This window comes from Bacillus sp. FSL W7-1582 (assembly GCF_038593325.1).
GTDB classification, from domain to species: domain Bacteria; phylum Bacillota; class Bacilli; order Bacillales; family Bacillaceae; genus Bacillus; species Bacillus altitudinis.
The window spans coordinates 1,083,809-1,105,151 of record NZ_CP151987.1 but is presented as its reverse complement, the minus strand read 5'-3'; the positions used below and the strand labels follow the sequence as shown (position 1 = coordinate 1,105,151).

At 41.7% G+C, this 21,343-nt stretch carries 20 protein-coding genes and 1 riboswitch; of the genes, 7 read left to right on the top strand and 13 right to left on the bottom strand.

Annotation, left to right across the window (positions count from 1 at the left end; translation table 11 throughout):
• Nucleotides 1-22: 22 nt before the first annotated feature.
• The 8 genes from NSQ11_RS05560 to NSQ11_RS05525 form a co-directional block, all read right to left on the bottom strand.
• On the bottom strand, nt 23-1,174 hold the full coding sequence (locus NSQ11_RS05560; RefSeq protein WP_050827143.1) for an acetylornithine transaminase: 1,152 nt from the start codon (nt 1,172-1,174) through the stop codon (nt 23-25).
• Nucleotides 1,171-1,947: an acetylglutamate kinase gene (argB, locus tag NSQ11_RS05555; protein WP_017360181.1), complete on the bottom strand. Its 777-nt coding sequence runs from the start codon at nt 1,945-1,947 to the stop codon at nt 1,171-1,173. The genes NSQ11_RS05560 and argB overlap by 4 nt, the downstream gene beginning before the upstream one ends.
• Before the next feature lie 14 nt (nt 1,948-1,961).
• Entirely contained in the window at nt 1,962-3,182 is a 1,221-nt protein-coding gene (argJ, locus tag NSQ11_RS05550) for a bifunctional ornithine acetyltransferase/N-acetylglutamate synthase (protein WP_007499060.1), read from the bottom strand.
• A gap of 20 nt (nt 3,183-3,202) precedes the next feature.
• The gene (gene argC / locus NSQ11_RS05545) at nt 3,203-4,240 is read right to left on the bottom strand and encodes an N-acetyl-gamma-glutamyl-phosphate reductase (protein ID WP_048001745.1); all 1,038 of its coding nucleotides are present in this window, start codon (nt 4,238-4,240) and stop codon (nt 3,203-3,205) included.
• A gap of 138 nt (nt 4,241-4,378) precedes the next feature.
• A complete protein-coding gene (locus NSQ11_RS05540) occupies nt 4,379-4,927 on the bottom strand; it encodes an MFS transporter (protein WP_048001695.1) in 549 nt (182 codons plus the stop codon).
• Nucleotides 4,924-6,369: an FAD-binding oxidoreductase gene (locus tag NSQ11_RS05535; RefSeq protein WP_048001696.1), complete on the bottom strand. Its 1,446-nt coding sequence runs from the start codon at nt 6,367-6,369 to the stop codon at nt 4,924-4,926. Before NSQ11_RS05535 ends, NSQ11_RS05540 begins: the two co-directional genes overlap by 4 nt.
• 116 nt (nt 6,370-6,485) lie before the next feature.
• A complete protein-coding gene (locus NSQ11_RS05530) occupies nt 6,486-6,794 on the bottom strand; it encodes a metal-sulfur cluster assembly factor (protein WP_003211530.1) in 309 nt (102 codons plus the stop codon).
• A 46-nt stretch (nt 6,795-6,840) separates the two neighbouring features.
• Nucleotides 6,841-7,626 (bottom strand): alpha/beta fold hydrolase, encoded by a 786-nt coding sequence (locus NSQ11_RS05525; protein WP_041093094.1) that lies wholly within the window; start codon nt 7,624-7,626, stop codon nt 6,841-6,843.
• A 137-nt stretch (nt 7,627-7,763) separates the two neighbouring features.
• On the opposite strand from NSQ11_RS05525, the gene NSQ11_RS05520 reads away from it, so the two are divergent.
• From NSQ11_RS05520 to NSQ11_RS05510, 3 genes are all read left to right on the top strand, one after another.
• Nucleotides 7,764-8,576, top strand: a complete 813-nt coding sequence (locus NSQ11_RS05520) for a Cof-type HAD-IIB family hydrolase (protein WP_007499065.1) — start codon at nt 7,764-7,766, stop codon at nt 8,574-8,576.
• Between the two features lie 88 nt (nt 8,577-8,664).
• The gene (locus tag NSQ11_RS05515; protein WP_025207136.1) at nt 8,665-8,817 is read left to right on the top strand and encodes a hypothetical protein; all 153 of its coding nucleotides are present in this window, start codon (nt 8,665-8,667) and stop codon (nt 8,815-8,817) included.
• Complete coding sequence (locus NSQ11_RS05510; protein ID WP_008348541.1) at nt 8,814-9,005, top strand: DUF3813 domain-containing protein; 192 nt, start codon at nt 8,814-8,816, stop codon at nt 9,003-9,005. Before NSQ11_RS05515 ends, NSQ11_RS05510 begins: the two co-directional genes overlap by 4 nt.
• 40 nt (nt 9,006-9,045) lie before the next feature.
• On the opposite strand, the gene NSQ11_RS05505 is transcribed toward NSQ11_RS05510, so the two are convergent.
• Nucleotides 9,046-9,501 carry a BsuPI-related putative proteinase inhibitor gene (locus tag NSQ11_RS05505; RefSeq protein WP_008348542.1) on the bottom strand — a complete coding sequence of 152 codons (456 nt, stop codon included), beginning with the start codon at nt 9,499-9,501 and terminating at the stop codon, nt 9,046-9,048.
• Nucleotides 9,502-9,515: 14 nt separating this feature from the next.
• Complete coding sequence (locus NSQ11_RS05500; protein ID WP_025207135.1) at nt 9,516-10,358, bottom strand: YitT family protein; 843 nt, start codon at nt 10,356-10,358, stop codon at nt 9,516-9,518.
• 141 nt (nt 10,359-10,499) lie between these two features.
• On the opposite strand from NSQ11_RS05500, the gene NSQ11_RS05495 reads away from it, so the two are divergent.
• Nucleotides 10,500-11,357 (top strand): DegV family protein, encoded by an 858-nt coding sequence (locus tag NSQ11_RS05495; protein WP_008348544.1) that lies wholly within the window; start codon nt 10,500-10,502, stop codon nt 11,355-11,357.
• Nucleotides 11,358-11,398: 41 nt separating this feature from the next.
• Here NSQ11_RS05495 and NSQ11_RS05490 read toward each other — a convergent pair whose 3' ends face one another.
• From NSQ11_RS05490 to NSQ11_RS05480, 3 genes are all read right to left on the bottom strand, one after another.
• Nucleotides 11,399-13,048, bottom strand: a complete 1,650-nt coding sequence (locus NSQ11_RS05490) for a methyl-accepting chemotaxis protein (RefSeq protein ID WP_060780959.1) — start codon at nt 13,046-13,048, stop codon at nt 11,399-11,401.
• On the bottom strand, nt 13,045-14,022 hold the full coding sequence (locus tag NSQ11_RS05485; RefSeq protein WP_035392456.1) for a BMP family ABC transporter substrate-binding protein: 978 nt from the start codon (nt 14,020-14,022) through the stop codon (nt 13,045-13,047). The genes NSQ11_RS05490 and NSQ11_RS05485 overlap by 4 nt, the downstream gene beginning before the upstream one ends.
• 157 nt (nt 14,023-14,179) lie before the next feature.
• Complete coding sequence (locus NSQ11_RS05480; RefSeq protein WP_017360190.1) at nt 14,180-15,028, bottom strand: S1 RNA-binding domain-containing protein; 849 nt, start codon at nt 15,026-15,028, stop codon at nt 14,180-14,182.
• Between the two features lie 226 nt (nt 15,029-15,254).
• On the opposite strand from NSQ11_RS05480, the gene NSQ11_RS05475 reads away from it, so the two are divergent.
• The 3 genes from NSQ11_RS05475 (at nt 15,255) to metH (ending at nt 21,278) form a co-directional block, all read left to right on the top strand.
• Nucleotides 15,255-15,746 carry a YajQ family cyclic di-GMP-binding protein gene (locus NSQ11_RS05475; RefSeq protein ID WP_007499076.1) on the top strand — a complete coding sequence of 164 codons (492 nt, stop codon included), beginning with the start codon at nt 15,255-15,257 and terminating at the stop codon, nt 15,744-15,746.
• A gap of 81 nt (nt 15,747-15,827) precedes the next feature.
• Nucleotides 15,828-15,946: riboswitch (SAM riboswitch) on the top strand.
• Between the two features lie 78 nt (nt 15,947-16,024).
• On the top strand, nt 16,025-17,866 hold the full coding sequence (locus NSQ11_RS05470) for a bifunctional homocysteine S-methyltransferase/methylenetetrahydrofolate reductase (protein WP_035392459.1): 1,842 nt from the start codon (nt 16,025-16,027) through the stop codon (nt 17,864-17,866).
• Entirely contained in the window at nt 17,850-21,278 is a 3,429-nt protein-coding gene (gene metH, locus NSQ11_RS05465; RefSeq protein ID WP_046527337.1) for a methionine synthase, read from the top strand. The genes NSQ11_RS05470 and metH overlap by 17 nt, the downstream gene beginning before the upstream one ends.
• Nucleotides 21,279-21,343: the final 65 nt, after the last annotated feature.

The window sequence follows — 21,343 nt, the reverse complement described above, 5'->3', positions numbered from 1 at the left end:
ATGCGTTCTAGTGTAAAAAAATTTAGACCGTTACTGCTTCATTTGCTAACACTTGAATGACCACTTCTATTGCTTGATCCAATTCAACTTTTTTGACATTCAGTGGAGGTAATAAACGAATGACATTCGGACCAGCTGGAAGCACCAGCAAACCTTGCGCTCGAAGGGCTGTGATGTAATCACCTACTGGCTGGTGACACTCAATCCCTGCCATTAATCCTTTGCCCCGTACTTCTTTCACGATATTCAGCTGTTTGACTTCTTGCAGTCTCTTTAAGAGATACGCACCCTTTTCTTTCACTTCTGAAAGAAAGTCTTCTTTGAATATCACATCAAGGGTTGCGTTCACAGCTGACATAGCGAGCATATTCCCACCAAATGTTGTGCCATGAGAGCCTGGAGAAAATGCATCCCCTAAAGCTTTTTTCCCTATCACTGCACCGACTGGAAACCCATTTCCTAAACCTTTTGCGGCTGAAATAATATCAGGATCAAGTCCCGATTGCTCATAGGCAAATGCTGTCCCTGTTCGCCCAATACCCGTTTGGATTTCATCTACAATCAGAAGTGCTTGATGTTTTTTGCAAAACGTTTGAACGGCTTCTAGAAATTCAGCTGTAGCTGGATTCACTCCACCTTCACCTTGCACCACTTCCAGCATGACAGCTGCGACATCATCGATTTCACACGCTGTGATCGCTTCAGGGTCATTAAACGGTATATAATGAAAGCCTTCCAGCATCGGTCCAAAACCAGTTTTGATTTTATCTTGACCTGTGGCAGCCATACCAGCATACGTGCGCCCATGGAAAGAGTGCAAAAACGTCACAATATTTGTTTTACCTGTTGCTTTTCGGGCCAATTTGATAGCCCCTTCATTCGCTTCAGCCCCGCTGTTGCAGAAAAATACGAGATCTCCTGAACTGTTTGCTGCCAGCTTTTCCGCTGCTTTTTCTTGCAGTCCATTTTCAAATAGATTTGATACGTGCCAGACCTCGTCAAGCTGCTTCTTGATGGCTTGATTGACCTTTGGATGATTGTGACCTAAATTCGTGACCGCAATGCCTTGTATAAAGTCTAAATATTTTTTCCCAGTTGTATCAACTGCCCAAGAACCTTCTGCCTCTTTAATTTCAACATTCCACCGTCCGTACGTTTGAAAGAGATGACTCACAGGACCGCCTCCTTTTGTTTTACAATTCGAGTTCCTTTAAAGGTATCTCCTGTAAAAATACTGCCTTTTCCATTCACAATCATGACTTCATCCACATCTCCTGATAAAGCACTTAGCGCAGATTGCACTTTTGGAATCATTCCCCCGGAAATAATACCTTCATCGATGAGCTTGAGCGCTTCTTGTTCGGTGACAACGTCTAACAGCTCACCATTTTTTAAAATTCCTTCCACATCTGTGACAAACATGAGCTTATCAGCTTTCATAGCTCCTGCGACTGCTGATGCTGCAAGATCAGCATTTACATTTAACGTTTGGCATTCTTCGGTCATAGATAGCGGCGCAATGACGGGAATGAATTGTTTCTCCATTAGTGCTTCTGCCATCTCTGGATTGACTTCTTTGATTTCGCCAACGTACCCATATACATCTTGATCGAGAAAATCGGCGACAAGCATCTGTCCATCTTTACCAGATACACCGACAGATGATATATCATGCTTTGCCAGCTCTGAAACAAAGTATTTATTCACCGTTCCTGAAAGGACCATTTCGGCTACCTCTAACACCGGCTTTGTTGTTTTGCGCTGTCCATCTACAAATTCCGTTTTCACTTCTAATTTTTGCAGCATGCTCGTGATTTCAGGACCTCCGCCATGTACGATAGCCAGTTTAAATCCAGCAGCTTGAAGTGAGCGGACATTTTCATAAAAGGTATCGGAAAGTTCTCGAATGACACTGCCTCCACACTTGAACACGATCGTTTTATCCATGTCTATCTCCTTCATTATGTGCGATAGCTCGCGTTAATTTTCACATAATCATAGGTAAGGTCACAGCCCCATGCGGCCGCTTCACCATTTCCTTCATTCATTTGAATGAAAATCGTAATCTCATCCTGCTCTAGATACGCTTTTGCTTCCTCTTCTGAGAAAGACTGGGGTTCATTATGTTTAAACAGACATTGCCCGCCTAAGTAAACTTCCACCTCTTCTGGCGTGACAGAAGCTGCGCTATGACCGATTGCTCCGACAATCCGGCCCCAGTTGGCGTCCGTACCGTATACGGCTGTTTTCACAAGACTTGAACCTACGATTTTTTTTGCAATAATACCAGCTTCTAAGTTGTTTTTTGCACCAACAACTTTCGCTTCGATTAATTTAGTTGCGCCTTCTCCGTCTCTTGCAATCTCTTTTGCTAGATCTTCGCAGGCTAGTTTTAATCCTTCTTTAAACAATGGCCATTCTGGATGTTCTTCATTCAGTGCCTGGTTTTCTGCCATTCCATTTGCCATCACAAGCACCATATCGTTAGTTGATGTTTCTCCATCGACGGTAATTTGATTAAACGTCACATCTGTAATGTCACGAAGAGCATTTTGCAAAGCTTCTTGTTCGACATTTGCATCGGTTGTGACAAACCCGAGCATTGTTGCCATGTTCGGATGAATCATACCAGAGCCCTTTGCTGCACCAGAAATGAGAATCTCTTTCCCGTCTATCGTCAAGGAGTATGTCGTATTTTTAATGACTGTATCTGTTGTTAGAATCGCTTCTTCAAAGTGGCCATTTCCTGCTTTTGCTTCTTTTAGCTGAGCGATGCCTGTTTTGATTTTATCCATATCCAGACACTCTCCAATGACACCAGTAGAAGAAACAGCAATGTAATCAGGCTCTGTCCCTAACATGTCTGCACAGGCTGCCTGCATGTCGTATGCATCTTTTAATCCCTGCTCACCTGTACATGCGTTGGCGATCGCACTATTGACAATGACACCTTTTAGTTTGCCCGTCTTTTTCAAGCTTTTTTGTGTGACTTGAAGAGGCGCAGCTTGAAAGTGACTTTGAGTGTATACCGCTGCACTCGCTGCTGGTACTTCACTGATGATCAAGCCAAGGTCTTTTTTTGAATAGCGTAATCCTATATGAATCCCCTTTGCTTCAAAACCTTTTGGTGATGATACGTCCCCGTCTATTTTGACAATACTTTTTTCATTCAATTCGATCATGTTTGTTGTCTCCCCTGTTCTTATGGATAGAGAGGTGTCATTGTGAGGCCCGCCTCTTCATGTAAGCCTTTGATGATATTGAAGTTTTGAACCGCTTGGCCGGCTGCGCCTTTCATGAGATTATCTATGACAGATACAATCGTCAGTCTGCCTGTTCGCTCATCTAAATGAAAACCAATGTCACAGAAGTTACTGCCGTATACTTCTTTTGTTTGCGGATATATCCCATGATCTCTCACTCTTACAAAATAGGAATCTTCATAAAAGTCCTTCATCCGTTTCATTAATTCTACTTTTGTGACATCTGCTTTCAATTGTGTATACATCGTCGCCATAATCCCTCTTGTCATCGGGACAAGATGTGTTGAAAATGTGATGTTCGCCGTTTGCGGGTTCCATTCTCTAAGTACTTGTTCTATTTCAGGTGTGTGCTGATGTTCATTCACCTTATAAATTTTAAAGTTATCGTTCAGCTCTGAAAAATGTGTGCCAAGTGAGGCTGATCGTCCTGCACCGGACACCCCGGTTTTTGCATCTATTATGATCATAGATTCATCGATTAAATTCTGTTTCATCAGCGGTGCTAAACCTAGAAGAACTGCAGTAGGAAAGCAGCCTGGGTTTGCAATGACTTCCGCTTGCTTAATGGTATCACGATTCAATTCAGATAATCCGTATACAGCTTGTTGAACCGATGCATCATCCGCTGCCCTTCGTTTATACCACGCTTCATAAACGGCCCCATCTTGAATGCGCAAGTCACCTGATAAATCAATAATTGGCACCCCTTGATTCATGAGCTTCGGTGTGAGTTCACTTGAAACGCCTGCTGGTGTCGCTAAAAACACAGCATCTGTTTCTTGCACAATGGCAGCCGGATCAATGGCTTTTAATGTTTGGTCAGTAATCGTTGTCAGATGCGGATAAGATTGACTGTATAATTGCCCATCACCACTTGATGAATACAATATACATTCCTCCACATGTGGATGCTGCTTAAAGATACGAACTAATTCCGCACCACCGTACCCTGTAGCACCTATAATACCTATTTTCAACGTCAATACACCCTCTTGATCTTTGTGAAATTATTTAACATTATAACATGTATAAAAATTAATTCAATTGTATATTTAATATTTGTTTTCATTTTTTTTCATAAAAAAATCCACATATCTTCGTGAGACATGCGGATTTTATCTATTGTTCTTCATATTGAGAACCAAAAGCGCACTGCATAAATATAATAGGGAACTTGCATAAAAAATCAAATGAATGGTGAAAAAATCAGCAAACAGGCCGCCAAGCATGATGGCGATAGATGAAAAAAGCGCTGTCCAAAAATGATAGTGCCCAACTTCTTTCATTCGCTTCTTCTCATTTGTGAGTTCGGTGACGAGCAGTTTCTCTCCGTGCTTCTGAACACCACCTAGCACACCTAAGGCAATCTGAATCATATAAACTTGCTCTACTTCTGTGATATGTGGAAAAAGGAGAAGAAGAAACGCCATACCAAACGAATGAATGATTAAAAAGAGACGCCTGTCGGTCGTTTCAGGAAGTTTTCCTAATAATAAATGAATGAACGCACCGCTCAAACCAAACAGACCATAAGCAAGACCAAATTGAGAATAGCTCGACCCAACATTTTTAATAAAAAGAATATAAAAAGGGAAAATGAGACTACTGGCGAAAAACAGTAGACTTTGTGAATAGACGAACCATTTCATTGCTTTAGCATTCATTGTGTATTGTACCTTTCATAAAAGTAGTTGATAAATCTGCCATCTGGATCTGCTTGCTTTTTCTTTTGAAAGAATAGATCGGTTTTTGGATACGCTTGTTTCATTTGTGCTTTCGTTTGATAAGGCATGTATGGTAAGTAATAGCTTCCATGGTGCCGCAAGGTGATATCTGTCATTTGCCGGATGACCCGCTCTGCTTCTGCCTTCTCTTCTTTCTCAAAACCATAATTCACTAACAAAACAAGTGCAAACATATCTTCTTTCGCATATGAGAGATCCGCTTTTTCATTTTTTTGTACGTAGCGGATCGTGATGTTCATTAAATTCAATTCTTCCTGTTGTAAAAACCCTCTCATGTCATCGATATACGCACGAAAACGATCAACTGGAACAAAGTATTCTTGAAGCACATCGGTATCTGACTCATTTTCATATTCTAAAAAAGCAGAATCAGACCGCATCACGTTATTTCTTGTGATCAGCTGGTCATTTTGACTTTGAAAATACTTCTTTTGCAAGTTCCATAGCAAATCTTTCCCCATATCAAATCTTCTCGAAAGGCCGAGCATAAATTTTAAAGGGATGACGAGCTGATCTTCTTTGAGCTCGCGGTATGGATCGATCTGTTGATCAGAAGTAAGTGAATAATTCGTCACATACATCTCTTTCAAAAAATTTGTTTTCGCTGTAGAGATTCTTGCGAGATGCATGCGCACTTCTTTATTGTTCTTTACATGCTTTTGAAAATAATCAGTGTATTCATCGAAGTGTAGAGAGGTTGTCTCCATTTTATATAATTCATCCTTTGTTAAGGAAAGCTCAACATCTAAAATGACACCGAATAAGCCGTATCCTCCAATCACGGCAGTAAATAAATCATCGCTAGGCTTTACTGTGATGATCTCTCCATCTGCTTTTAACAGTGTGAAAGAGCGCACAGTGTCAATAAGTGAGCCGTAGCGAATGTCACGTCCATGTGCATTTGCACTTAACGAGCCACCAATCGTAAAGATGTTTTGAGATTGCATCACCTTTACTGCAAGACCATATGGGTTCACATATGTTTGAATATCATCCCATGTGGCGCCGCTCTGGACCCGAATGGTCTTCTTTTTTTCATTAAATGATACGATTCGGCGAAATTTCGTCATGTCTAGTACAATGCCATTTTCATAATACGTGTGGCCGCCCATACTATGCTGCTTTCCGGCGATTGAAATGGGCAGATTCTTCTCTTTTGCTTCTTCTAATACTTCTTTTAAAGATTCTATTTCTTTTCCTTGCACGACTTTTTTTATTTTGACCGGCATGAGGTGACTCACATCTGTAAACGCCTCAAGTCCTTGTCTTTTGTGTGCTTGATCTTCACGTATAGAGACTGATGCAAAAAAGGCAGCACCATATCCCATCAAAAGGACGATCCATATCCACTTTCGTTTCATTATAGGTACTCCGTTCTATAAAATTACATCCATTATATCAAGCCATACTCCTCCTCTACCTTAATTTTTCATAAAAAAACCTGGTACGAGTTCTACTCATACCAGGTCGTATTTACTTATTGAATACCAAGCGCAATTTTAGCGTATCTTGACATTTTGTCACGTGTCCAAGGTGGATTCCATACGATGTGAACTTCTGTTTCTTTCACTTCAGGCAAGTCGCTTAATGCTTTTTTGACTTCATCGACGATAACTGGTGCAAGGGGACAGCCCATTGATGTTAAAGTCATTGTGATATCCGCTTTTCCATTCTCATCAAGATCGACATCATAGACAAGTCCAAGGTTGACGATGTCTACGTTTAACTCAGGGTCAATCACCTGTTCTAGGGCGCCTAAAATATTTTCTTTCAATGCTTCATCCATGATATCCACTCCTTTTTCAACTAGTATAACGTACTTTTCCTTTTGGCTAAACGTTTGTGCTTTTCAGGTGTGTCACAAACCAGTCAATGGTTTCAAACATCGCTTGTCTTGAGACCTTATGGCCAGCCTGTCCATCTGTAATAAAACGAATCAGGTGCGGATCTTCTTTATATTGGGTTTCTGCTAACTCGTCATAAAGAGCTTTTGCATGTCTGTAAGGGACAACTGGATCGTTTTCTGCATGCCAGAATAACAGCGGTCTTTTGTTTAATCGATCTGTTTGTAGCGTTAAATCATAAGGACGCAGCGCGTCTAATTGCTGATGAACCTCTTCATCTGTAATCTCTTTCATCAACCCTTTGTGCCGCATGTCCATAATTTGTGCTTGTAGGAATGTCGTATATTTCGGACTGCCCATCAAGCTGACTGCCGCTTTAATCCAATCATGTTTTGCGAGTGCACCAAAGGTCGTGATGCCTCCCATGGAAGTACCTGCAACACCTATTAGATCGGCTTCAATCAATTGTTTTTCTTGAAAATATGTTTTTAAGATATCGATTTCACGTATTTCGTTCAGGACGATTTCCCAAAACTTTGATGCCAGCTCCTCTAAGCTGAGGTTTTCTGATCTTACACCATGATAAGCACAGTCAGGCAAAATGACTCTCATGCCTTTTTCCGCCAAATGAAAGGCGAAGTGTAAGTTGTGCTCGCGTGCACTTGTAAATCCATGTATAAAAAATACAAGTGGCAGTGGTTTATCTTTATTTTCAGCTTTTACGATATGTAAAAATGGAATATCGTGTGTCATTTGCTCATCAATGGTGATCACAGCCTATGAATCCTCCTTTATCATTCCCGTCTTTGTTTATTTTAACATGTAGACAACGAAGATGTGATAAAGATACACTATAGGTGGAGGCACCCGCACCAGCTGCCTCCTATTACTTACAGATCAAAGGAGATTTTATGGAGACTAAACCTTATCTAATCGCACTTGACCTGGATGGCACGTTATTAAAAGACGATAAAACGATTTCAGCGCGCACACTTGATGTCATTCAAAAAGTGAAAGACAGCGGGCATCATGTCTGTATTTCAACTGGCCGGCCATTTCGTTCCAGCTCTCCTTATTATCAGCAATTGCAGCTCGATTCACCGATTGTGAACTTTAATGGAGCGTTTGTCCATCATCCTCTTGATGAAAAATGGGGCAGATTTCACACATCACTTGATCTTCAAGTCGTGAAACAGCTTGTGGATATTAGTGAGGAATATAAAGTACACAATGTGTTAGCTGAAGTGCTAGACGATTTGTATTTCCATTATCATGATGAAAAGCTCATTGATATATTTAATATGAATGCAAACAAAGTGACCGTTGGAGACCTTCGGAACAATCTTGGAGAGAATGTCACAAGCGTCTTAATTCACGCAAAAGAAGAAGACGTCGGAGCGATTCGGAGCTATTTGACAGATGTTCATGCAGAAGTGATTGACCACAGACGCTGGGCTGCTCCGTGGCACGTCATTGAAATCATTAAAACAGGTATGAACAAAGCCGTTGGACTGCAAAAGATCAGTGATTATTACGGTGTGCCTCAGGAGCGGATTGTGGCATTCGGAGATGAAGACAATGATTTAGAGATGCTTGAATTTGCTGGATGCGGGGTTGCAATGGGCAACGGGATTGATGCAGTGAAACGCGTCTCTAATGAAGTGACAGATACGAATGAACAAGATGGGATTGCAAAATTCCTAACGAATTACTTCTCGCTTTAATTTTTCCATTCATACATAGCAGGTCGAAGCGGGCATACTACCGTTAGACAGGTTGTCCTGTCAGCTTGTGTAAAGGGGCGGATTCCGAATGGGTAAAAGAAGCAAATCGAAACGCTTTATACAACAAGGTAAAGATTCAGTCAGTCTACATGACGCACGTTTTCCGTATCGTTCCACACTTGAAGAAGCTACGGAGGACAGGGGAAATATGAAGACTGATGCTTCTGGAGGTTCATTGTGAGAAACGAACTTTTTGATCAAGCCAAATCATTTACTGAGGAAGCCCTTACTTCTTCATTTCCATCTGGTTTAGAGCGTCAACAAGCAGTTCAGCGAGCTAAAAACGCCGTATCATCTGCATTTGCTAATTCGACAGATGCAGAAAGAAACCAGCTGCATACGTTCCAAGACCTGCTTGATGATCTTTAACGAAAAAAGCTGTCCGCTTTGTGGACAGCTTTTCTTATGCTTATTTCACTTGGAACGTTTTCTTCTCAGTGATTTGCTTTAGCCCTTCTGCTTTTCCTTTAAATGTGACGACCGCTTCATACGTTCCCGGCTCCACACCGTTTGACCACGTATCTTGGAAGTCATATGTTTCATCTGCTTTCAGCACAAAGGATTGGATAGCTTGTGTAAACATACGGTCTTTCGAGTAACGGTATTTTTCATTTCCATCTTCATCGTACACACTCAATTCGAATTTTTGGCTTGTGTTAAACGTGAATTCAATATCTCGATCTGATTCATTTTTTAGTGACATATGAAATTGAACCGAAGAACCTTTTTGGACGGGGTCTACTGTGAGTACAACGGTTTTTTCTCCCATTTGACCGGATACCTCCTTGTCTGGTTCATCCTTTTTTTGTTGCCCACAAGCTGTTAAAACCAATAGAACGAGAAAAAGCACTAACCCTTTTTTCATCTTCTACCCACCTTTTAATCTCGTCTGAAAAATCCAAGAATATTGGTTGTTTGAACAATATTTGTAAAGGCTTTTGGATCGACTTCCTTTATAATTTGTTCAAGTTCATACAGCTCATACCTTGTAATGACAATGACCATCATTTCTTTTTGTTCATTGGTAAATGCCCCTTTGGCCGGAACAGTCGTAATACCTCTGACCATTTTTCCATAAATGGCTTCTTTGATTTCATCTGCTTTCTTTGTCACAATCATGGCGGTCAGCTTTTCATGTCTCGTATGGATGGCATCAATTACCCTAGTCGTCACATATAATGTGACAAGGGTATATAAAGCTTTCTCCCAACCTTGTAACAATCCTGCTGTAAAAATGATAATTCCGTTTAAAATGAAGAAATACGTGCCGACTGGTTTGTCTTTCCATTTCGCTAAAATCATCGCAATAATGTCAAGGCCGCCTGTAGATGCCCCATATTTCAGTGTAATCCCAATGCCAAGTGCAGAAATGACTCCGCCAAATACAGCATTTAATAAAATATCTTCAGAAACACTTGTCTCTGGTAAAATGCCGAGGAAAATCGTTGTCAGTGCCACACTAATAATGCTATACAAAGTAAAGGAACGACCAACCTTCATCCAGCCTAAAATGCCGACCGGAATGTTTAAAATAAATAACAGGATCCCTGTTGATAAATAAAACGGTGCATATTGATCGATTAAACTGGATAACAGCTGGGCTACCCCCGTAAAACCACTTGCATATACGTCAGCAGGGATTAAAAATAAATTCAGCCCAATCGCATTGAGTAAGGCACCAATGACGACGACGATGAGTTTTTTTGCTTCTCCAATGAACATGTTGTCATTCCTCCACTTACCATTCTCTCTATGGTTTTCCCTAAAATTTAGAATTTGAACACGAAAAGATGATTTTCTATGATATAGTTAGGCTAAAAAGATGTAAAATATGGTTGATTTTTTTAGAAAGAAGGGATTTTGATGACCGTTCATATCATAGCAGACAGTGCTGCTGATCTGCCTCTTTCTTATTATGATGAACAAAACATGACACTCATTCCGCTGCGTGTGTTACTCGGCGAGCAGGAATTTGAGGATTTGATTACCATTGAACCAAAACAAGTATTTGATGCGATGAGACAAGGTGCAAGTCCAAAAACATCACAAGCTTCACCGAACCGGATAAAGGAAGCCTTTGTTTCTGCAGCACAAACCCATACATCGGCTATTTATGTTGCCTTTTCATCAGAGCTTTCAGGTACATACCAAACCGCTGTGATGATGGCAAACGAAGTGAAGGAAGAATACCCTGATTTCGATTTACGGATCATTGATTCTAAATGTGCTTCACTTGGTTATGGATTAGCTGTCAAACACGCTCAATCACTTGCCATTGACGGAAATACAATACAAGAAATTGAAACGTCTGTAAAGCATTTTTGTGAATCTTTACAACATATTTTTACTGTAGACGATTTATCGTATTTAGCAAGAGGCGGAAGAATCAGTAAAGCGTCCGCATTTGTTGGCGGGTTGTTAAGTATTAAACCCATTTTACACGTTGAGGATGGAAAACTGATACCCCTTGAAAAAATTCGTGGCCGGAAAAAATTGTTGAAACGCATTATCGAGCTAATGAAAGAACGCGGATCTGACTGGTCCAGCCAAACTGTTGGCATTAGTCATGGAGATGACCCTGCACTTGCAGAAGAAATGAGACAATTAATCGAAGCCGAATTTCATCCAAAAGAAATCGACATCCAGGTCATCGGCGCAGCTGTCGGGTCCCACTCAGGCCCTAGCACACTTGCCATCTTCTTTACAGGCAGTCCATCATAAAAAGCACCCTTCCCTGAAACATCACGGGAAGGGTGCTTTTCTTATGATAACTTAAATCGGTGAACGGTTTCGTTTAACCTTGCCGTCATACTCATCAGTTCTTCTACTTGTTTGTTCATTTGATGGAAAGATTGCAGTTGTTCGTTTGCCGAGGCAGAAATTTCTTCGCTGCCCGCTGCCGTTTCTTCTACAACGGCACTAATATTTTCAATCGAGTGCAGCACTTGTCCGCCAAGCTCTGTTGATTGAATAATTTGGTCATTTAAGACCGCCATTTCTTGCTTAATATGTTGTGCTTTTGTTTCTATATCTTCAAAGGAGTGTGAGGTTTTGTCCATTGCATCTTGCTGCTGAAGTGATAGCTTGACCCCTTCTTGTACAGTTTGGCTAATGGATTGAATGCCTTTTTCAATATGACTCACCATGTCAAAAATTTGTCTTGTTGCACGAGACGATTCATCTGCCAGCTTACGAATTTCGTCCGCTACGACGGCAAACCCTTTGCCAGCTTCTCCTGCTCTTGCCGCTTCAATCGCCGCATTGAGCGAGAGGAGGTTTGTCTGGTCCGCAATATCAGAAACCGTTTTGGCCATTGCGGAGATTCCGCTTGCGTACTGAGTGAATTCTCCTGCAGACTCTTCAATTTGTCTCGTCGCACGTGTATTTTTTTCAATGGCTGCTTTTGTTTCTGTTAACGTGTGCTTTCCGCTTTCTACCGCTTCAATGGCATCCTCTGTACTACGAATGACTGTATGTGATCTTTCGGAATTCTTACGGCCATGTGAATCCATTTTCTCAATCAAACTAACGCCATGCTGAAGGTCTTCTGAAATCGCTTGTGAACCATTTGCCATTTCGTCTGTCGATACAGACACTTGATTGGCTGATTCCATAAGCTTTTTGTTTTCATCATCTAACTGAATCGAAAATGATTCTACTTGGCTTGAGACATGGCTGATTTCTTGAATCAAGCTAATCAGCTGATCCGTCATTTGATTGAACGACTCATTTAATCCGCCGATTTCATCTTTACGCTTGATGTTCATCCGCTCTACAGCGAGGTTTCCTTCGGCAATCTGTTTTGCCCGGTAAGAAAGGGATTTGATTGGTGTCACAATGGATCTCGTTAAACCAATATTTAAAAAGACGGCGATGACAATCAGCGTGAGGGCTGCGACAGATGCGCTTGTAATGATCCATTGCACATTATCTGCCGCCTCCTCTAAATGGTATTCATACGCTTCTTGTGCTCTTTTATTCATCGTATGCACGTCGTTTAAAACACCGTCAATTCTGGCAGCCACTCGTCTGGCATCAGAGGCATTTTTTTCACCAATGGCATTGTTTGCTTCTTGCGTCCATGTGTCAAACTTTGAATTTAACCGTGTTAGGGCTTCTTTGTTCATATTTCCTGCGTTTTTGTTTAACGTTTGCAGCTGTTTTTTCGCTGTCGATATATCGTTTTGAACGACCTCTAGCTGTTCATCTGAAAGGGTCATGGAATAATTGGTCATGGCTTGTTCGACACTTTCAAAGCTGGCCTTCGTTTTTTGTACATTCAGTAAGGTTTGAACTTCTGTTTCGCTTGATGACTGAATCTTTGTCATGCTCACAATAATAAAGGCAATTACGCCAACCGCTAAAAGAAGTGAAATGAGTGAGTTGAGCAAAATTTTGATGCGTAAGCTCATGATGCTGCCCCCTCTTCTTTCAGAAGTGTTTGCTTCAGTCCATTTAATTTTTTGGTCAATTTCTCAGCATCTTTGAGCACCCGGATTCTTGCCATATCGATTCCGTCATTACTTAAGTCATAAACGATATGTCCACTTTTGATTTTGCTGCTTTTGACGAGCTGTTCGCTGAATTGATAGACGACTTCATCTACTTTTTTGACCATAGACGAAATAACGGCTTTTTCAGCTGTATAATACTGATCGCTGTCCACGCCGATTGCATATTTGCCTTGCGTTTGCGCTTCTTTTAATACACCAACACCCGTATAACCGGCTGCGGCATATAAAACATCTGCTTTCTTTTTGATCATGTCTTTCGCTATTTTACTGCCTTTGCCTGCATCACTAAATGTGCCAGCATACGTGGATACGACCTTGATTTTCGGATTCACTAATTTTGCGCCTTTTTGATAGCCTTGTTCAAATCGATGGATCACCTCTGCATCGACTCCGCCCACAAAACCAATGACATCACTTTTTGTTGTCATGGCAGCAAGTGCTCCCGCTAAATAGCTGCCCTGCTCTTCTTTAAAAGTCACTGATGTGACATTTTTCAATTCAGACACAGCATCAATGAGTAAAAATTGCTTTTTCGGATATTTTTTCGCTACCTTTTCTAAGTCTTCTTGCATACTGAAACCTACACCGATGATCAGGTCATTTCCATCTTTCACAAGCTCGGTCAGCCCTTTTTCATATGTATCGGTTTCTGCAATTTCTCTATAATCGAATTCAATGCCAAGCTCATCACGTGCTTTTTCTAATCCCTTAAATGATGAATCGTTAAATGATTGATCACCAAGACCATCATCCGTCAGCATGACACCAATATGCTTCGTATTTGATACCGGTGGTCCTCCCTGCTGATTGCTGCATGAGGCGAGTACCATGATCATAGCTGCCATCAGAAGTAATGAAATCTTCACTTTCATCCAAAAACACACTCCTTTTATCATCCTTACCCCTTATTTATCGGATTTGAGAGTCATTGTTTCAATGATAAAGTGAAGGATTTTCAGCTTTTTTCATGACTTTTTTCACTGAAAAAAACCATTATTTATGACAAAAATAAAAAAAGCGAGCAAATGCTCACTTTTTCTCGTATGTCCATCCTTCTTTTTGGTAAACAAGATCATTTTTCATCAGATGACCTAATGCTCGTTTGAAGGCTGCTTTGCTCATTTGAAATCTTTCCCGGATATCTTCTGGATCACTTTTATCCCCGTAAGGCATTGCACCGTTTCTCGTTCTCATGTAAGTTAAGATTTCTTCTGCATCGACAGATAATGCATCCTGCTTTCTCGGAAGCAGAGAAACGTTTACAGTTCCGTCCTCTTTCACTGCAATGACGCGTCCTGTCACGGTCGATCCCAATCTAGGCTCTTCCTTTCGTTCCGTGCGGTGGATAAATCCACGCACGCCTGTATCTGTCAGCATAAAAGAACCTGTCGCAATTAAGCGATAGATTGTTCCAGTAATTTCTTTGTTCATTAACGTTTCTGGCGCTTCAGTAAATAATTCACTGATCACATCTTCAGTGGCTGGTTTTGCGAACATTCTCCCGTAACTTGTCACTTTGAGCATACAGTATAGTTTGTCGCCTTTTTTCGGCCACGCTTCCTCAAAAGGCGGGAGGTGTTCAGTTGCAACAAGTGCATCCTTTGACAAACCTATATCGACAAAAGCACCCATATCTTCTACAACGTCTACAACTTCTACCCAGTCGTATGTATGTGCATTGATTTTAGGAATTTTCATCGTCGCTGCCAGTCTTTCTTCATGATCTACATATAAGTAGACCTCTACTTCATCACGATCTCCAATATCCTCTGTCATCTCACTGCGATGTAGGAGAACAGAATCTTCGCCATCTGTTAAAAAGTAGCCGTATTCCATCTCGTTATCTATTTGCAAGGTCAGTTGCTCACCTGGTCTCATGTTCTCTTCCTTCCTATCTGCCCTTAAAAGAGCGTTCGTTCATCTTTTGATTCACTTTATTCTACTATACTTCTGTCATCATGAACATCTCTAGTTCTGTTAGCTAAAGTGGACAAACTGTACTTGAATTATACCGCATACATCTGAACTCTCTTCGATAAAGTTTCTTCTTCCCCTATGGGCATGATAAAATAGACGCAATATCTATAGTTGGAGGTCATATGTGATGGCAAAAGAAAGTTCATTTGATATTGTATCGAAGGTGGAGCTGCCAGAGGTGCAAAACGCCATTCAAGCAGCACTGAAAGAAATTAAAAACCGTTATGATTTTAAAGGAAGTAAAAGTGATATTTCACTAGAAAAAGAAGAACTCGTTCTCATTTCTGATGATGACTTCAAGCTGGAGCAGCTAAAGGATGTCCTTGTGACAAAACTGATTAAACGAAACGTACCGACTAAAAACATTGACTACGGAAAAACAGAACATGCCCTAGGTGGAACCGTTCGCCAGCGTGCAAAGCTGATTAGCGGGATTGATAAGGACAATGCCAAAAAGATCAATGCCTTGATCAAACAATCTGGTATAAAAGTAAAGTCGCAATTTCAAGATGACCAAGTGCGTGTGACAGGAAAAAATAAAGATGATTTACAAGAAGTGATTGCGCTTATGCGCAAGGCAGATTTACCGATTGACGTCCAATTTATAAATTTTCGATAAATTTAAAATTTTCCATTGATTATTTCCGATTTTTTCGATACAGTTGATGGAAGTTCAATTCATTGACATGTTCATATCGCTTTCTTATCAAGAGAGGCAGAGGGACTGGCCCTGTGAAGCCTCAGCAACCGGTGTAGTAGAAATCTATTTTCTATGACCAAGGTGCTAAATCCAGCAAGCAACTGCTTGGAAGATAAGAAGAAGAATTTCCATACAGCCAAAAAGTCTTCTTCTTATCAGAAGGCTTTTTTTGTTACATAGAAATAAGGAGGAAACCAATGGGCCTATTACAAGACTTACAAAATCGCGTACTGATTGCTGATGGAGCAATGGGAACACTTTTATACTCTTATGGCATTGACCGTTGCTTTGAAGAATTAAATTTATCAAAAGAAGATGAAGTCAAAAGAGTGCACGAGGCATATGTGCAAGCTGGAGCGGACATTATTCAAACGAACACATACGGTGCGAATTATATTAAACTATCCCGCTACGGTTTAGAAGAAGAAACAAAACGCATTAACACAAAAGCTGTACAAATTGCCAAAGCAGCCGCTGGCTCAGCTTATGTCCTTGGAACGATCGGTGGCATTCGAACATTTAACAAAAATGCCTACTCTTTAGACGAGATTAAACGGAGCTTTAGAGAACAGCTCTATATCCTTTTAAATGAAGAGCCTGATGGATTACTGCTTGAAACATATTACGATATTGAAGAAGCAAAAGCCGTTCTTGAGATTGCTCGCAAAGAAACAGCGCTTCCGATTGTCATGAACGTCTCCATGCATGAGCAAGGTGTATTGCAGGACGGGACACCGCTAAAAGACGGTTTATCTGAATTATCCTCACTTGGCGCTGATGTCGTCGGCATTAACTGCCGGCTGGGCCCTTATCATATGATTCAGGCACTTGAAGGTGTTCCACTTTTGGAAAATTCTCATTTATCTGTCTATCCAAACAGCAGTCTCCCCTCCCTTGAAGAAGGCAGACTCGTCTATGATACAGATAATGATTATTTCCGAAAAAGTGCACTTGAGTTTAGAAATCAGGGCGCACGAATCATTGGAGGCTGCTGCGGAACAACCCCTCAGCATATAAGCGCCATGGCAGAGGCGGTCAAAGATTTAGCACCTATCACCGAAAAAGAAGTGAAAGTATTAAAAGAAGAAATCATTTCCATCCAAGATCAACGGACAGAACCAGGTCTTGACGAGCTGGCTGTGAAAAAACGTTCGATTATCGTCGAGCTGGACCCGCCGAAGAAGCTGAACTTTGAAAAATTCCTTGTCGCAGCGAACGAATTAAAAAGTGCTGGCATTGATGCCCTCACGCTGGCCGATAACTCTCTAGCTACCCCGCGTATTAGCAATGTGGCATGCGGCGCTTTATTAAAACAGCAGCTTGATATGCGTTCACTTGTCCATATCACATGTCGTGATCGCAATTTGATTGGACTCCAATCCCACTTAATGGGGCTGGACACGCTTGGACTAACCGATATTTTAGCCATCACAGGCGATCCGTCTAAAATTGGAGACTTCCCAGGTGCGACATCTGTGTATGATTTAACCTCCTTTGATTTGATCCGTCTGATCAAACAATTTAACGAGGGACTATCTTTCTCTGGGAAGCCGCTCGGGAAAAAGACCAATTTTTCAGTGGCTGGCGCGTTTAATCCAAATGTCCGTCATATTGATAAAGCGGTCAAACGCCTCGAGAAGAAAATCGAATACGGTGCCGATTATTTTATTTCACAACCTGTATACTCTGAGGAACAGCTTGTGAAGATTCATGAAGAAAGCCGACATTTGGATAAACCGATTTACATCGGTATTATGCCGCTAACAAGCAGCCGAAACGCAGAGTTTATTCATCATGAAATTCCCGGCATTAAATTGTCTGACTCGATTCGTGAGATTATGGCCAAGGCAGGCGAAAATAAAGAAAAGCAGCGGACAGAAGGGTTAGCGATTGCCCGCTCTTTATTAGATACAGCTTGCGAATTGTTTAATGGTATCTATTTAATTACCCCTTTCCTTCGATCAGATTTAACAGCAGAACTGACAACTTACATCCATCAGAAAGAAAAGGAGCCAAACATCCATGCCAACTATCACTGAACAGCTCAAAAAACGCATCCTCGTCCTTGACGGTGCAATGGGCACAATGATTCAAAACGCCGATCTCACAGCAGAGGATTTCGGCGGAGAAGAGTATGAGGGCTGTAACGAATATTTAAACGTCACAGCCCCTCACATTATCTCCACGATTCACCGGCAATACCTAGAGGCAAGTGCTGACCTCATTGAAACAAATACATTCGGTGCGACGAAGCTCGTTCTCGATGAATATGGACTTGGCCATCTCGCCTATGAATTGAACGTAAAAGCAGCTCAGCTGGCAAAGCGTGAAGCAGACCGTTTGTCGACGCCAGACTGGCCCCGCTTTGTAGTAGGCGCAATGGGGCCCACTACAAAAACATTATCCGTGACAGGCGGCACAACGTTTGAAGAGCTCGTTGCAAATTATGAAGAACAAGCCCGCGCCCTGATTGATGGGAAATGTGATGCTCTTCTTTTAGAAACGAGTCAAGACATGCTGAATGTCAAAGCTGGATTTAAAGGCATTCAAGAAGCCTTTCACGCAACCGGTATTGAGCTACCACTGATGGTGTCAGGGACGATCGAACCAATGGGCACCACCCTTGCCGGTCAAGATATTGAAGCCTTTTATATCTCACTTGAGCATATGAAACCAATCAGCGTCGGACTAAACTGTGCAACTGGTCCAGAATTTATGACAGACCATATCCGTACACTTTCCTCCATCTCAAAGTCGGCTGTCAGCTGCTATCCAAACGCTGGTCTCCCTGATGAAGAAGGACAATATCACGAATCCCCTGCTTCGCTTGCTAAAAAAATCGCCGCTTTTGCAAAAGAAGGCTGGTTAAATATCGTTGGCGGCTGCTGCGGTACAACGCCTGCACATATTAAGGCATTATCAGATGAAGTACGTCCGCTTCAGCCCCGCAGCATGTCGCATGAGTCATCACCGCATACCGTATCAGGAATCGAGCCCCTCATTTATGAAGAAGCGATGCGCCCCCTCTTTGTTGGTGAGCGCACAAATGTCATTGGTTCACGCAAATTCAAACGGCTCATCGCAGAACAAAAGTTTGAAGAGGCAGCAGAAATTGCCCGTGCTCAAGTGAAAAATGGCGCTCACGTCATTGATGTGTGTTTAGCAGACCCTGATCGTGATGAGATAGCAGACATGGAAGGCTTTTTAAAAGAAGCCATGAAAAAAGTGAAAGCTCCTTTTGTCATTGATTCAACCGATAAACATGTCATCGAAAAAGCACTCATGTATTCTCAAGGAAAAGCCATTATTAATTCTATTAATTTAGAGGATGGAGAAGAGCGCTTTGAAGAGATTCTTCCGCTTGTCAAGCTATATGGCGGCGCACTTGTTGTTGGAACAATCGATGAAACAGGGATGGCCGTCACAGCAGATCGAAAACTTGAAATTGCCGTAAGATCCCATGACCTGCTCACGAAAAAATATGGAATCCCTGCGAGTGATATCATTTTTGACCCGCTTGTCTTTCCAGTAGGTACTGGAGACGAACAGTATATTGGTGCTGCTGAAGAGACGATTAAAGGCATTGAGCGAATCAAAGCAGTACTGCCTGAATGTCTCACCATTTTAGGCATTAGTAACGTGTCTTTCGGACTCCCGCCAGTTGGTAGAGAAATATTGAATGCCGTTTATTTGTATCACTGCGTCAAAGCAGGGCTTGATTATGCGATCGTGAATACTGAAAAGCTTGAACGCTTCGCTTCAATTCCAAAGGAAGAAATCAAGCTGGCTGAAACTTTACTTTATGAAACAAATGATCAAACCCTTGCTGAGTTCACACAATTTTATCGCGGGAAAAAGAAAACAGAGAAAAAACCAAAGATCTCCTTATCGCTTGATGAAAGACTGGCACTCTATGTCGTCGAAGGGACGAAAGAAGGCCTGATTGATGACCTTGCCCTTGCTTTGGAGAAATTTGAATCACCTCTTCATATCATCAATGGACCATTAATGCAGGGAATGTCAGAGGTTGGGCGCCTTTTTAATCAAAACGAATTGATTGTAGCTGAAGTGCTTCAATCCGCTGAGGTCATGAAAGCATCTGTTTCATACCTTGAGCAATTTATGGAGAAAAAGGACGCAAGCGGCAAAGGGAAGATTCTCCTCGCCACCGTCAAAGGAGATGTCCATGATATAGGGAAAAACCTGGTCGACATCATTTTGAGCAATAATGGCTTTCAAGTCGTCGATCTCGGAATCAAAGTAACCCCACAAACATTGATTGAAGCGGTGCAAAAAGAAAAGCCAGATATGATTGGACTATCAGGTTTACTTGTCAAATCAGCACAGCAAATGGTCTTGACCGCTCAAGATTTACAAAAAGCAAACATCTCTGTTCCCATTTTGGTGGGCGGCGCGGCGCTTTCACGGAAGTTTACGAAGATGAAAATTTCGCCTCAATATGATGGCCCCGTCCTTTACGCCAAAGATGCAATGGACGGTCTGTCTTTAGCGAATGAATTAAGAACGAACCCTCTTCAATTTCAAACAAAACCCTTAGAGGATCAAGAAACGCTCCATAAGGAAAAAGAAACAACGCAGCCAAAAGCTGTGATTGAATTACTAGAAAAACGCGCGACACTTCCGGAGGCAGCGATATTCACGCCAGAAAATACGAAACGCCATTATGTACGGGATATTGATTTGCACCACATAATGCCCTATGTCAATGAGCAAATGCTGATCGGCCATCACCTCGGTTTAAAAGGAAAGGTCAAAAAGCTCTTGGCTGAACAGCATCCAAAAGCATTGGAGTTAAAACAGCTGATCACAGATCTTCTTCAAGAAGGCAGAGAGAAAAACTGGTTTGCACCTGCATTCGTCTATCAATTCTTCCCTGCCAATTCAAATGGGAATGACCTGCATATCTATGATCCAGAAGCGCCTGACCGCGTCATTGAGACATTCCAATTTCCAAGACAGGAAAAACTTCCGTACCGGTCTATTTCTGATTATGTGCGGAAAACCGGAGAGAACGAGAAAGATTATATCGCCTTATTTGCAGTGACGGCTGGTGCCCGCATACGAGAAGTTGCGCAGCAATTTAAACAAGAGGGTGACTATTTGAAAATGCATGCTGTCCAAGCTTTAGCACTTGAGCTTGCAGAAGGATTGGCTGAACGAACGCACCAAGTAATTCGTGATAAATGGGGATTCCCAGACCCAGTCGATTTCACGATGGAGAAACGATTCCAAGCCAAATATCAAGGTCAGCGCTATTCCTTTGGTTATCCAGCGTGCCCTAATCTAGAAGACCAAGAAAAACTATTCCACCTGCTGCAGCCAGAAAAAATCGGGATTCATCTCACAGAAGGGTTTATGATGGAGCCTGAAGCATCCGTTTCAGCCATTGTCGTTTCTCATCCTGAAGCTCGATATTTTAACGTTCACTAAAAAAACCTCCTGAATTGGAGGTTCTTTTTATAAATAAAAATGGAATAAATATGAAAAATTAAGTT

Bases quoted from the DNA above. Each gene is read 5' to 3' on its own strand.
- argB (WP_017360181.1), bottom strand. From the start codon at position 1,947: ATGGATAAAACGATCGTGTTCAAGTGTGGAGGCAGTGTCATTCGAGAA.
- argJ (WP_007499060.1), bottom strand. From the start codon at position 3,182: ATGATCGAATTGAATGAAAAAAGTATTGTCAAAATAGACGGGGACGTA.
- NSQ11_RS05540 (WP_048001695.1), bottom strand. From the start codon at position 4,927: ATGAATGCTAAAGCAATGAAATGGTTCGTCTATTCACAAAGTCTACTG.
- NSQ11_RS05535 (WP_048001696.1), bottom strand. From the start codon at position 6,369: ATGAAACGAAAGTGGATATGGATCGTCCTTTTGATGGGATATGGTGCT.
- NSQ11_RS05530 (WP_003211530.1), bottom strand. From the start codon at position 6,794: ATGGATGAAGCATTGAAAGAAAATATTTTAGGCGCCCTAGAACAGGTG.
- NSQ11_RS05520 (WP_007499065.1), top strand. From the start codon at position 7,764: ATGGAGACTAAACCTTATCTAATCGCACTTGACCTGGATGGCACGTTA.
- NSQ11_RS05515 (WP_025207136.1), top strand. From the start codon at position 8,665: ATGGGTAAAAGAAGCAAATCGAAACGCTTTATACAACAAGGTAAAGAT.
- NSQ11_RS05505 (WP_008348542.1), bottom strand. From the start codon at position 9,501: ATGAAAAAAGGGTTAGTGCTTTTTCTCGTTCTATTGGTTTTAACAGCT.
- NSQ11_RS05500 (WP_025207135.1), bottom strand. From the start codon at position 10,358: ATGTTCATTGGAGAAGCAAAAAAACTCATCGTCGTCGTCATTGGTGCC.
- NSQ11_RS05495 (WP_008348544.1), top strand. From the start codon at position 10,500: ATGACCGTTCATATCATAGCAGACAGTGCTGCTGATCTGCCTCTTTCT.
- NSQ11_RS05490 (WP_060780959.1), bottom strand. From the start codon at position 13,048: ATGAGCTTACGCATCAAAATTTTGCTCAACTCACTCATTTCACTTCTT.
- NSQ11_RS05485 (WP_035392456.1), bottom strand. From the start codon at position 14,022: ATGAAAGTGAAGATTTCATTACTTCTGATGGCAGCTATGATCATGGTA.
- NSQ11_RS05480 (WP_017360190.1), bottom strand. From the start codon at position 15,028: ATGAGACCAGGTGAGCAACTGACCTTGCAAATAGATAACGAGATGGAA.
- NSQ11_RS05475 (WP_007499076.1), top strand. From the start codon at position 15,255: ATGGCAAAAGAAAGTTCATTTGATATTGTATCGAAGGTGGAGCTGCCA.
- NSQ11_RS05470 (WP_035392459.1), top strand. From the start codon at position 16,025: ATGGGCCTATTACAAGACTTACAAAATCGCGTACTGATTGCTGATGGA.
- metH (WP_046527337.1), top strand. From the start codon at position 17,850: ATGCCAACTATCACTGAACAGCTCAAAAAACGCATCCTCGTCCTTGAC.